The sequence below is a fragment of the Stenotrophomonas muris genome, from assembly GCF_052751275.1.
Genome location: NZ_CP199879.1, coordinates 4,170,490 through 4,182,646 on the forward strand (window position 1 = coordinate 4,170,490; position 12,157 = coordinate 4,182,646).

Sequence of the window (12,157 nt, forward strand, 5' to 3'; positions counted from 1 at the left end):
TCCGCACCCACGGTAGTGGTAGTGCCGGCCGCTGGCCGGCAGATTTGCGGTACGGAGAAAGCCGGCCAGCGGCCGGCTCTACCCATAGATCCACGCCGCGCGTGGATGGGCCCTTCTACGCCCGCTGCGCGCGCTTGAGCAGCTTGGCTTCGCGCCTGCGTGCGCGGCGTGCGCGCCAACGCTCGGCCAGGCACGAGAAGATCACGTACAGCGCCGGCGTGCTGAGAAGGGTCAGGCTCTGCGAGAACAGCAGGCCGCCGATCATCGCGATGCCCAGCGGGCGGCGCAGCTCGGACCCTTCACCCAGGCCGATCGCCAGCGGCACGGCGGCCAGGATCGCGACCATCGTGGTCATCATGATCGGGCGGAAGCGCACGATGCTGGCCTCGCGTGCGGCATCGCGCGGCGCCAGCCCATGCTCGCGCTGCGCCACCAGGGCGAAGTCGATCATCATGATCGCGTTCTTCTTGACGATGCCGATCAGCAGAACCAGCGCGATCATCGAGATCACCGACAGTTCGGTGTTGGTGCCGAACAACGCCAGCAGCGCACCGACGCCCGCCGCCGGCAGCGTGGACAGGATGGTGACCGGGTGGATCAGGCTCTCGTAGAGCATGCCCAGCACCAGGTAGACGGTCAGGATCGCGGCAAACACCAGGATCAGCATGTCGCTGGGATCTGAATTGAAGCCGAAGCCCGCATCGTCGGCCAGGCGGATGTCGCCAGGCATGCGCATGCCGGCGACGGTGGCATCGATGATCGCCTTGGCCTCACCCATGCTCACGTTCGGAGCCAGGTTGTAGCTGAGGTCCATCGTCGTGTACTGGTTCTCGTGGGTGATCTGCGAGGGGGCCAGGCCGGGCATCTGCGTGGCCACCGCGGTGATCGGCACCATGTCGCCGTTGCGCGCACGCACGTACACCTCATCCAGCGCCGCCGGGGTGGCGGTCTGCGAGGGCAGGGCGTTGACCACCACGCTGTACTGGTTGATGTCCGAATAGATGGTGGAGATCTGGCGCTGGCCGAACGCACCGTACAGCGCGCCGTCGATGGCGCCGACCGTGATGCCCAGGCGCGCGGCCTTGGCGCGGTCGATCTGGATGTTCTGGCGCAGTCCGGCATTGTCCACGTCGGTGCCGACGTCACGCAGCTTCGGGTTCTTCTTCAGTTCCGCCTGCAGCTTGGGCAGCCATTCCTGCAAAGCAGCCAGGTCGTTGCCCTGCAGGGAAATGCGGTACTGCGCGCCCTGGCTGGAACCGCCGCCATCGTTGCTGGGCAGGTCCTGGATCGCGCGCAGGCGCAACTGCAGGTCGGGGTAGCGATCGGCCTTGGCACTGAGTCGCGCCAACGCATGTGCGGTGGTTTCGCGGCGACCGTCGCTGCGTGACTTCAGCTCGATGTTGAACTGTGCACTGGAGCCCTGACGGCCGCTGCCGAGGCGCACACCCACGGTTTTCACTGCCGGGTCGGCCATCAGCATGTCGGTGATGCGACGCTGGCGGGCGACCATGTCCTCGAAGGAAACGGTGGCGCTGGAATTGGCGCGGCCCCAGATCAGGCCGGTGTCCTGCGGCGGGAACGCGCCCTTCTTCACCGCCCCGAACAGGAAGATGGTGGCGCCGATCAGGATCAGCGGCGTCAGCGACAGCAGCAGCGCGTGGCGCAGCGAGAAGTCCAGGAACACGGTGTAGATGCGCAGCATGCGCTCGTGGCCGGCATCCAGCCAGCGTCCGAAGCGCGACGGCGGCGCGCTGTGGTCATGGGCGCTGAGGAAGCGGCTGCACAGCGCCGGGGTCAACGTCAGCGAAACGATCATCGAGACCACGATGGCCGCCACCAGGGTGACGGTGAACTCGCGGAAGAACGCGCCCATCATGCCGCTGGCGAACAGCAGCGGGATGAACACCGCGACCAGCGAGGCGGTGATCGAGACGATGGTGAAGCCGATCTCGCGCGCACCGGTCAGCGCCGCCTGCATGCGCGGCATGCCCTCATCGAGGTGGCGCATGATGTTCTCGATCACCACGATCGCATCGTCCACGACGAAGCCGATCGCGATCACCAGCGCCAGCAGGCTCAGGTTGTTCAGGGTGAAGCCCATCACGTACATCACCAACGCGGCACCGGCCAGCGACAGCGGTACGGTCACTGCGGCGATCAGCGTCGGTGCCAGCCGGCGCAGGAACAGCGCCATGGTCAGCACCACCATCGCCAGGCTGATCAGCAACGTGATCTGCACTTCATGCAGCGACGAGCGGATGGTCGGCGTACGGTCGAAGTACGGCGTCATCGTGGTGCCTGGCTGCAGGTAGTCGCGCAGGGTCGGGATCTGCGCCTTGACCCGGTCCACGGTCTCCACGATGTTGGCGCCGGCACGGGTGAACACGTACATCACCACCGCCGGTTTGTGGTCGAACCACGCGGCCTGGTAGGCATCCTGCTGGCCGTCGTAGACGTTGGCGATGTCCTTCAGGCGGATCACCCGGCCATCGCCCTGGGTCTTGACCACCAGATCGGCGAAGTCGGCCGCACGCGCCACCGAATCGTTGGCGATGATCGCGGTGGTGGTGTTGCCGTCGCTGAGGAAGCCGGTGGGCGAGGTCACGTTGGCCGCGCGCACCGCATTGCGCAGGTCATCGGCGGTCAGGCCCAGCGCGTTCATCAGGCGCAGGTTGACGTCCACGCGCACCGCTGGCGTCGACGCGCCGGCGATGTCGACCGAGGCGACGCCACTGATCTGGCGGATGCGCTGCGCCAGCAGCGAATCGGCGACGTTGTACAGCTCATCGGCCGACTGCGTCTGCGAGGTCAACGCGATGGCGATCACCGGGTCATCGTTCGGGTTCGCCTTCTGGTACATCGGCGAGCCCATGCCCGAGGGCAGGTCGGCCTGCGCCGAGTTGATCGCGGTCTGTACGTCCAGCGCGGCCGAATCGATGTTGTGGCCGCTCTGGAAGATCATGAACACCAGCGAGCTGCCTTCCGAGCTCGACGAGCGCATGCGGTCGATGCCCGGCAGCTGGCCGAGATGGCGTTCCAGCGGCGCGGTAACCGTGGAGGCCATGGTCGCCGCATCGGCGCCGGACTGGCTGGCATGCACGAAGATCACCGGGATCTCGATGTTCGGCAGTGCCGATACGCCCAGGCGCAGGTAGCAGATCAGGCCGACCATGAACAGGCCGATGGCCAGCAGCGCGGTGCCGATCGGGCGGCGGATGAAGGGGCCGGACAGGTTCATCGCGCGGCCCCCCGCAGCAGCGGGGCGTGGATCATGCCTGCGGCTCCTGCAGCGACCCGTCGCGCAACGCACGCTGCTCGCGGCGGCGGGCAAGCCACTCGGAGAAGCGCTCCATGTACAGGTAGATCACCGGCGTGGTGTACAGCGTGACCAGCTGCGACAGCAGCAGGCCGCCGACGATGGCGATGCCCAGCGGGCGGCGCAGCTCCGAGCCGATCCCGGTGCCCAGGGCCAGCGGCAGCGCGCCCAGCATGGCCGCGGCGGTGGTCATCATGATCGGGCGGAAGCGCAGCAGGCAGGCACGGCGGATTGCTTCGTGCGCGTTGGCACCGGCGCGGCGGGCCTCGATCGCGAAGTCCACCATCATGATGCCGTTCTTCTTGACGATGCCGATCAGCAGCACGATGCCGACGATGCCATCCACCGACAGGCTCAGGCCGCACAGCATCAGCGCCAGCAGCGCGCCGACACCGGCCGGCGGCAGCGTGGAGATGATCGTGATCGGGTGGATGTAGCTCTCGTACAGCACGCCCAGCACGATGTAGATCACCACCAGCGAGGCCAGCAGCAGCCACACCACGTCCGTCTGGCTGCCAGTGAACTCGGCGGCCTTGCCGATGAACTCGGCATGCAGGTGGGTGGGCATGTCCAGGCTGTCCTTGGTCTCCTGGATTGCACGCACCGCTTCGGACAGCGAATAGCCCGGCGCCACGTTGAACGAGACCGTCACCGCCGGCAGCTGCTGCTGGTGGCTGACCACCAGTGGCGCGCTGCTCACCTTGCCTTCGGCCAGCGCCGACAGCGGGATGATGTTGCCGGCGCCGACGGTGATGCCGGTGTTCTGCGCGCCGATGCCGGTGGCGGTCGACGAGTTGGACGAGGTGACCTGGCCGAAGCTGGTGGCGTTGGTGCCGGTCAGCGCGCCGGCGCCATTGGAGGCCACCGCCAGCTGCTCCATCAACGCGGTGCTGGTGCGGAACTCCGGCGCCACTTCCAGCACCACGCGATACTGGTTGAGCTCGGTGAAGATGGTGGAGATCTGGCGCTGGCCGAACGCATCGTAGAGCGTGTCGTCGATGGTCTGCATCGGCACGCCCAGCACGCTGGCCTTGTCGCGGTCGATGTTCAGCTCCAGGGCGCGGCCCTGGTTGGACAGGTTGTTGTCCACGTCAGCCAGTTCCGGGCGCTTGCGCAGCGCTTCGGTCAGGCGCGTGGCCTGGGTCGCCACCGTTGCCGAATCGACGTCCGACAGCGAGTACTGGTACTCGGTGGCGGCCACGCGGGTATCCAGGGTCACGTCCTGCACCGGCTTCAGGTACAGCGCCACGCCCGGGATTCCGGCCACCGCCTTCTGCAGGCGCGGCAGGATCTGCTCCAGGCCATCGCGCTGGCTGCGCTCCTTCAGCACGATCGACAGCTGGCCCTGGTTGAGCGTGGGGTTCATGCTGCCGGCACCGATGAACGCCGACACGCCGGTCACATCCGGGTCGTGGCGCAGTGCTTCGGCGACCTGCTTGGTGCGCTGTTCCATCTGCGGGAAGGCGATGTTCTGGTCGGCCTGCACCACGCCGGTGATCAGGCCGGTGTCCTGTTCGGGCAGCAGGCCCTTGGGAATCAGCACATACAGCAGCACGGTCAGCACCAGTGCACCACCGGCCACGGCCAGGGTCAGGCGCTGGTGGCCCAGCACCCAGTCCAGGCTGTGCTCGTACAGGCCGACGGTGCGTGTCCACAGGTTCTGCTTGCCGGCCGCTGCCGCGCGCTCATGCGCGTCTTCGCCCTCGGGCAGGGCGTCGGGCTTGAGCAGGTAGGCACACATCATCGGGGTGAGCGTCAGCGAGATCAGCATCGACAGCACCACCGCGATGCTCAGCACCCACGCGAACTCGTGGAACAGGCGTCCGGTGACGCCGGGCATCAGCAGCAGCGGCAGGAACACCGCCACCAGCGAGACGGTCAGCGACAGCACGGTGAAGCCGATCTGGCGCGCGCCGATCTCGGCCGCTTCCTTGCCACTCTTGCCCTGCTCGATGTAGCGCACGATGTTCTCGATCATCACGATCGCATCGTCGACCACGAAGCCGGTGGCCACCACCAGCGCCATCAGCGAGAGGTTGTCCAGCGACATGCCGGCGAACGCCATCACCGCGAAGGTGCCGGCCAGCGACAACGGCACTGCCACCGACGGGATGATCGTGGCCCACAACCGGCGCAGGAACACGAAGATCACCGCCACCACCAGGCCGATGGTGAGGATCAGGGTGAACTGCACTTCATGCACCGAGGCGCGGATGGTCTCGGTACGGTCGTTGAAGATCTCCAGGTGCACGTCGGCCGGCAGCACGCCCTGCAGCTGCGGCAGGATCGCGCGGATGCGCTCGACGGTCTGCACGATGTTGGCACCAGGCTGGCGCCGGACTTCCAGCAGCACCGCCGGCTTTCCATCGGCCCAGGCGGCCAGCTGGTCGTTCTCCACGCCATCGATCACCTCGGCCACGTCCGACAGCCGCACCGGGCGGCCGTTCTTGTAGCTGATGATGGTGTCGCGGTACTCGGCGGCGCTGGCCAGCTGGTCGTTGGTGCCGATGCTGTAGGACTGCGTCTTGCCGTTCAACGAGCCCTTGGGCGCATTGACGTTGGCCTGGGTCAGTGCGCTGCGCAGCTGCTCCAGGGTCAGGCCCATGTTCGACAACTGCGCCGGATTGACCTGGATGCGCACGGCAGGGCGCACGTTGCCGGCGATCGACACCAGTCCCACGCCCTGCACCTGCGACAGGCGCTGGGCCAGGATCGAGTCGGCGTAATTGTTGACGTCGCGCAGCGGGCGCGTGTCGGAGGTCAGCTTCAGGGTGACGATGGCCGCGTCGGCCGGATTCACCCGGTTGTAGACCGGCTGGTAGGGAAGCGACGAGGGCAGGGTGGCCTGGCGGATCGCCGCCTGCACGTCCTGCGCGGCGATGTCGATGTCGCGGTCCATCGAGAACTGCAGGATGATCGTCGACAACCCGGCCGACGAGTCGGAGGTCATCAGCTCCAACCCGGAAATCTGCCCGAACTGGCGCTCCAGCGGGGTAGTGACCAGCGAAGCCATGGTGGTGGCGTTGGCACCGGGGTACTGGGTGGTGACCACCAGGCTGGGCGCATCGATTTCCGGCAGCGCCGACACCGGCAGCTTGCGGTAACCGAGGATGCCCAGCAGCAACAGGCCCGCCATCAACAGCGAGGTGGCGATCGGGCGGCGGATGAAGATCGTCGAAAAGCCCACGGACTGATCCTTGCTGGCACTTCAATGTCGGCGCCGGCGGGTATGCCGGCGCGAGGGAGATCAGTGGCCTGCGCTCAGCGCGGGCCACCACCGCGACGGCCACCGCCGCCTGCGTTCTTCTGCTCGGCCGCCTTCAGTTCGGCCTCGGTCGGTGCGGCCGGGGTCTCGCCCGGCTTCAGCGCGGTGACCTTGCTGCCCGGCTTCAGGCGGAACTGGCCTTCACTGACCACCCGCTCGCCGCCCTTCAGGCCTTCGGCGATCTGCACCTGGCTGTCGCCCACTTCCACGCCGCTGCGCACCGTCTGCATCTTTACCGTGTTGTCGCCCTGCACGATGTAGACGTACTCGCCATCCGGGCCACGCAGCACCGCCTGGGTGGGGATGACCACACCACCGGCGATCGTGCGCAGCTGCATGCGCACGTTGACGAACTGGCCCGGCCACAGGCCGTTGTCGGTGTTGTCGAAAATCGCACGCGCCTTGAACGTGCCGCTGTCGGCACTGATCAGGTTGTCGACCACGTCGAGCTTGCCGTCGCCGGACAACACATGCGAATCGGCACGGTCCAGCGCGGCCACCGGCACCGTGCCGGCGGCCTGCGCCTGGCGCACGTCGCCGAGCTGGCGCTCGGGCAGGTTGAACAGCACGTGGATCGGATGGATCTGGGTCAGCGTGACCAGCGCGGTGCCGGCGTTGACCACGTTGCCCGCGTCGACCGCGCGGATGCCGGCGATGCCGGAGATCGGTGCGGTGACCTTGGTGTACTGCAGCTGCACCTGCGCCGAACGCATGCTGGCCTCGTTGGCGGCCACGGCGCTTTCGTACTGTGCCACTTGGTTACGCTGTGTATCCAGATCGGTCTTGGCGACGTACTGGCGATACTCAGGCGCGTTCGAGCGCTGGAAGTTGGAGCGCGCAGTGGCCAACAGGGCTTCGTTCTGGCGCTTGGCTGCGGCGGCCTGGTCATAGCTGGCCTGGGCCGTGCGCGGATCGATCACCGCCAGCACGTCACCCTGCTTCACTTCCTGGCCTTCGCGGAAATTCAGGCTCATCAGCTGGCCGCCGACCTGCGGGCTGACGGTAACGGTGTTCATCGCAGTCACCGTGCCCAGCGCGCTGGCATACACCGGCACGTCCTGGCGCGTGGCCTCCACCACGGTCACCGGTACTGGACCGGCATTCGGATCCTCGCCGCCCTGGCGCGCCCCCGCAGCTGCACCACCGGCCTTGTCCTTGCCCCCGCCCATGACGCGCAGGCCGACCACGGCCAGCACCAGCACTGCCACGACCAGCAGCACGATCTTCCAAACACGTGACATTACGAGGACTCCGAGAGGGCTGGACCAGGCGGGACGCCGGGGCAATGCGCAAAGCATACCTGTGCCACATCACGTTTCCTGCATGACGGATGGGACGGGCGCTAAGACCGGATCGAGCGCCGGAGGTTCCCGTGGCGGCGGTGTTGCCCTACATTCAGCTGGAACCCTTCTGCTGTGGAGATTGCGATGCGCCGTTCGCTGCTGCTGTCCGCCCTGCTGCTGGCCCTGCCGGCCCTTGCCCACGCCCAGGACGGGCAGCGCCCGGAAGTGACCGCCGCCGCGCAGCGGCTGCAGGCCAAGGTGGTCGAATGGCGCCGCGATTTCCACCAGCATCCGGAGTTGTCCAACCGCGAGGCGCGCACCTCGGCCGAGGTCGCCAAGCGCCTGCGTGCGATGGGCCTGAAGCCGAAGACCGGCATCGCCCACCACGGCGTGGTTGCGATCATCGAGGGCGGCAAGCCGGGGCCGAAGATCGCCCTGCGCGCCGACATGGACGCGCTGCCGGTGACCGAGCAGACCGGCCTGCCGTTCGCCTCCAAGGCCACTGACCAGTACCGCGGGCAGACCGTGGGCGTGATGCATGCCTGTGGCCATGACGCGCACACCGCGACCCTGCTCGGCGTGGCCGAAGCACTGGTGTCGATGAAGAAGGACCTGCCGGGCCAGGTGATGCTGATCTTCCAGCCGGCCGAGGAGGGCGCACCGCCGCCGGAAGAGGGTGGTGCGGCACTCATGCTGAAGGAAGGCCTGTTCGCCGATTTCAAGCCGGAAGCGGTGTTCGGCCTGCATGTGTTCTCCAGCGTGCAGGTGGGTCAGATCGCGGTGCGCGGTGGCCCGTTGATGGCGGCCTCGGACCGGTTCGGGATCAAGGTGATCGGCCGCCAGACGCATGGTTCGGCGCCGTGGAACGGGGTTGATCCGATCGTCGCCACCGCCGACCTGGTGGGCACCGCGCAGACCATCGTCAGCCGCCGCGCCAACCTGTCCAAGCAGCCGGCAGTGCTGACCTTCGGCGCGATCAACGGCGGCATCCGCTACAACATCATTCCCGATGAAGTGGAGATGGTCGGCACCATCCGCACCTTCGACGAAGGCATGCGCCAGCAGATCTTCGCCGACCTGCGCAACGTGGCCGAGCACACCGCCGCCGCGCATGGTGCCAAGGCGGTGACCGAGATCTACGAAGCCGATGGCAACCCGGCCACGGTGAACAACCCGGCACTGACCGCGAAGATGCTGCCGAGCCTGCAGGCGGTGGTGGGCAAGGACAACGTATACGAGCCACCGCTGCAGATGGGTGCGGAAGATTTCTCGCTGTACGCGAAGGAAGTGCCGGGCATGTTCTTCTTCGTCGGCTCCACCAGCGCGGGCATCGACCCGGCAACGGCGCCGGCCAACCATTCGCCGAAGTTCCTGCTGGATGAGAAGGCGCTGGATGTCGGGTTCCGCGCGCTGCTGCAGGTGAGCCTGGATTACCTGCACGGTGCCGGCACCCCGGCGGAGTGAGGGTTTCCGCAGGGCTTGCAGCCCTGCACCCGCTTGGATCAACGGCAACGTCAACGTCAACAGCGGGCATTCCGTGGGATGGCGGGGTGGGTCCGGTTGAGGGGGACGCCGTAAACCCGTCCCTGGGGGCTTGGCCGCGGCATCCATGCCGCGGACACCCCCTCAACCGGACCCACCCCGCCTTCGACAGTTTCCCGCGGCTGTTGGTGCCCGCTGCTGTTGGTGGGTGCCGACCGTTGGTCGGCACGGCGGACGTCATGAACGTCTGAAGGATCGGATTCTGATTTTGATTTTCCTGATCTTTCCCGTGGTGGCGCGGGAAATTGTCCGTGGCCGGGAGGGTGGGTTGGCTGGGGGCGTGAGCCGCATGGATGCGGCGACCGAGCCTCCATGGATGGATTCACGGCGTCCCCCGGCCAACCCACCCTCCCGGCCAGCTCCTGTATCCGGCAACACAACCACCACGGAGGGGCTCCGCCGTTGGCCAGCCCGGCCGAAGGCCCGCCGTCCGCGCGATACAATGGCGCCCATGAACACCCCACAGGATTCCAGCCTCGGTCGCGAGGTCAGTTACCCGTCGCAGTACGATCCCGGCCTGCTGTTCCCCATCCCCCGCATCGGCGCCCGCGCCGAGATCGGCCTCGATGACGCCGCGCTGCCGTTCGTTGGCCACGACCGCTGGCATGCCTTCGAGCTGAGCTGGCTCGACGCGCGTGGCAAGCCGCAGGTCGCCGTCGCCACCGTGCAGGTGCCGTGCACCTCACCGCGGTTGATCGAATCGAAGTCGTTCAAGCTGTACCTGAACTCCCTCAACAGCACCCGTATCGACAGCGCCGAGGCACTTCGTGGGCGCCTGGTGGCTGACCTGTCGGCCTGCGCCGGTGCGCCGGTGGAGGTCGAGTTCGGCCTGCCGGGCCTGCGCGAGACGCCACTCGGTGAATCCATCGACGGCCTGGATGTGGAGATCGACTGCTACGGCCCGCCGCAGGCAGACTTCCTCGCCGCTGATACCGGCGAGGTGGTGGAGGAAACCCTGGTCTCGGCGCTGCTGAAGTCCAACTGCCCGGTTACCGGCCAGCCGGACTGGGCCACGGTCAGCCTGCGCTACCGCGGGCCGAAGATCGACCGCGCCGGCCTGCTGCGTTACCTGGTCAGCTACCGCGAGCACGCCGAGTTCCACGAGCAGTGTGTTGAACGGATCTTCAGCGAGGTGTCTGCGCGCTGCCAGCCGCAGTGGCTGGAAGTGGAGGCCCGCTACACCCGTCGTGGCGGCCTGGATATCAACCCCTGGCGTGCCAGCCCGGGCATCGCCGCCCCGGCTGCGACCTACCGCGAACTGCGGCAGTAACCGCCACAGGCGGTTGCCCGTTGCGCCGGGCCATGCCCGGCGAGCGCCGGCCAGCGGCCGGCACTACCATGATTCGCAGGTGGTTACGGGTAGAGCCGGCCGCTGGCCGGCAATCGGCCAAGGCCGGATCCCCCTGGCACAGCCGGCCAGCGGCCGGCACTACCGGGCGTCCATTCCCCCGATTGTTCAGCCGCCCCGGGGGGCGGCTTCACATCTGCACCATCCCCATTTAACAACCTCCATGGCACCGTGCGAATCACGTAGTCATGCAGACGGGAGTTGTGGATGAGTACCGAGAAGAAAGCCGATTTCTCCGGCGTCAGTGGCAGTGTCGACAGTACCGCCGAGCAGGTGCCGAAGGCGGACTTCTCCGGCGTCAGCGCTTCGGTGGACAGCACCGCAGACGTTGTCAGCGGCGGCACCTATACCGTGCAGAAGGGTGACTCGCTGTCGAAGATCGCCAAGCAGCATCTGGGCGACGCCAATGCCTGGAAAAAGATCTTCGAAGCCAACCGCGATGTGCTTGATGACCCGGACAAGATCTTCCCGGGCCAGACCCTGAAACTGCCGCCGAAGTAAGCCGGCCATCGAACGCCGTCCGACAATCCCTGGGAGGAACCCCGAATGATCAAGACCACCCCGCTACAGACCGCCCTGATCGCCGCCCTGCTGGGCAGCGTTGCCCTGGTCGGTTGCAAGAAGAAGGAAGAGTCGACCGACAGCAACGCCGCTCCGGCAGCGACCGCCCCGGCCGAACCCGCAGCTCCCGCGCCGATGACCGGCGCACCGCCGCCGATGGCCGAAGCCGCTGCGGTCAACGTCTCGTCGGTCACCGTCGGCAAGACCGCCGCCGCCGACAAGTCGGTTGCGACGACGGCTTTGTTCGCACCGAAGGATGACATCATCGTCTCGGTCAAGACCGACGGCGCTGCCAACAACGTCACCGTTGGCGCCAAGCTGACCTATCAGGACGGCCAGGTAGCCGGCGAACAGAACGCCACCCTGAACACCAGTGGTGCGGAAACCACCAACGTCACGTTCAAGAATGCAAAGGGCTGGCCGGCCGGCAAGTACCGCGCCGAGGTCACCGTCGATGGCAAGGCGGCCGGAACGCCGCAGGAGTTCGAGGTCAAGTAAGTCCTGCCGACTCTCTCCCGGCAGGGCTCACGATGGACGCAGCCGCGAGGCTGCGTCCTTTTTTGTTGGGCGATGGCTGGCTTCATCCACGCATGGCGTGGATCTGCTGATGCTGTGGGGGGCTTCATCCTGGCGCGGATGGATCACAGCGTTGCCGCCGTGCAGTACCGCCGCGTATGGCACAGCTTTGCCCCGCGCGGCTGAAAACGCGACAATGCAGGGGTTTCCCCGCCGCGCGCCCACCCTGACGGCGACGGGGGAAAGCGTGGGGCCCGGCCCCGCGCGCGACACGGTTGCACGTGGCCCGGCGCTGGCGCCGGCCTTCCCCTGAGCACTGCTACAGA

The 12,157-nt window shown here is 67.2% G+C and carries 7 protein-coding genes; 4 read left to right on the forward strand and 3 right to left on the reverse strand.

Features of this window, described 5'->3' with window-relative positions; translation table 11 throughout:
- Positions 1-115: 115 nt before the first annotated feature.
- The 3 genes from ACUVWL_RS19350 to ACUVWL_RS19360 all read right to left on the reverse strand — a co-directional run bounded on the left by ACUVWL_RS19350 (position 116) and on the right by ACUVWL_RS19360 (position 7,822).
- Positions 116-3,238 (reverse strand): efflux RND transporter permease subunit, encoded by a 3,123-nt coding sequence (locus ACUVWL_RS19350; protein WP_142235103.1) that lies wholly within the window; start codon positions 3,236-3,238, stop codon positions 116-118.
- A gap of 31 nt (positions 3,239-3,269) precedes the next feature.
- Positions 3,270-6,503 (reverse strand): efflux RND transporter permease subunit, encoded by a 3,234-nt coding sequence (locus ACUVWL_RS19355; protein WP_046432840.1) that lies wholly within the window; start codon positions 6,501-6,503, stop codon positions 3,270-3,272.
- Between the two features lie 74 nt (positions 6,504-6,577).
- Positions 6,578-7,822, reverse strand: coding sequence for an efflux RND transporter periplasmic adaptor subunit (locus ACUVWL_RS19360; RefSeq protein WP_014648647.1), 1,245 nt, complete (start codon positions 7,820-7,822; stop codon positions 6,578-6,580).
- Positions 7,823-8,008: 186 nt separating this feature from the next.
- Between ACUVWL_RS19360 and ACUVWL_RS19365 the strand changes: the two genes are divergently transcribed.
- The 4 genes from ACUVWL_RS19365 (at position 8,009) to ACUVWL_RS19380 (ending at position 11,813) form a co-directional block, all read left to right on the forward strand.
- On the forward strand, positions 8,009-9,328 hold the full coding sequence (locus tag ACUVWL_RS19365) for a M20 family metallopeptidase (RefSeq protein ID WP_046432850.1): 1,320 nt from the start codon (positions 8,009-8,011) through the stop codon (positions 9,326-9,328).
- 529 nt (positions 9,329-9,857) lie between these two features.
- Entirely contained in the window at positions 9,858-10,676 is an 819-nt protein-coding gene (gene queF / locus ACUVWL_RS19370) for an NADPH-dependent 7-cyano-7-deazaguanine reductase QueF (protein ID WP_049420832.1), read from the forward strand.
- Between the two features lie 285 nt (positions 10,677-10,961).
- Entirely contained in the window at positions 10,962-11,255 is a 294-nt protein-coding gene (locus ACUVWL_RS19375; protein ID WP_005419771.1) for a LysM peptidoglycan-binding domain-containing protein, read from the forward strand.
- 45 nt (positions 11,256-11,300) lie between these two features.
- Entirely contained in the window at positions 11,301-11,813 is a 513-nt protein-coding gene (locus tag ACUVWL_RS19380) for a hypothetical protein (RefSeq protein ID WP_014648644.1), read from the forward strand.
- Positions 11,814-12,157 lie beyond the last annotated feature (344 nt).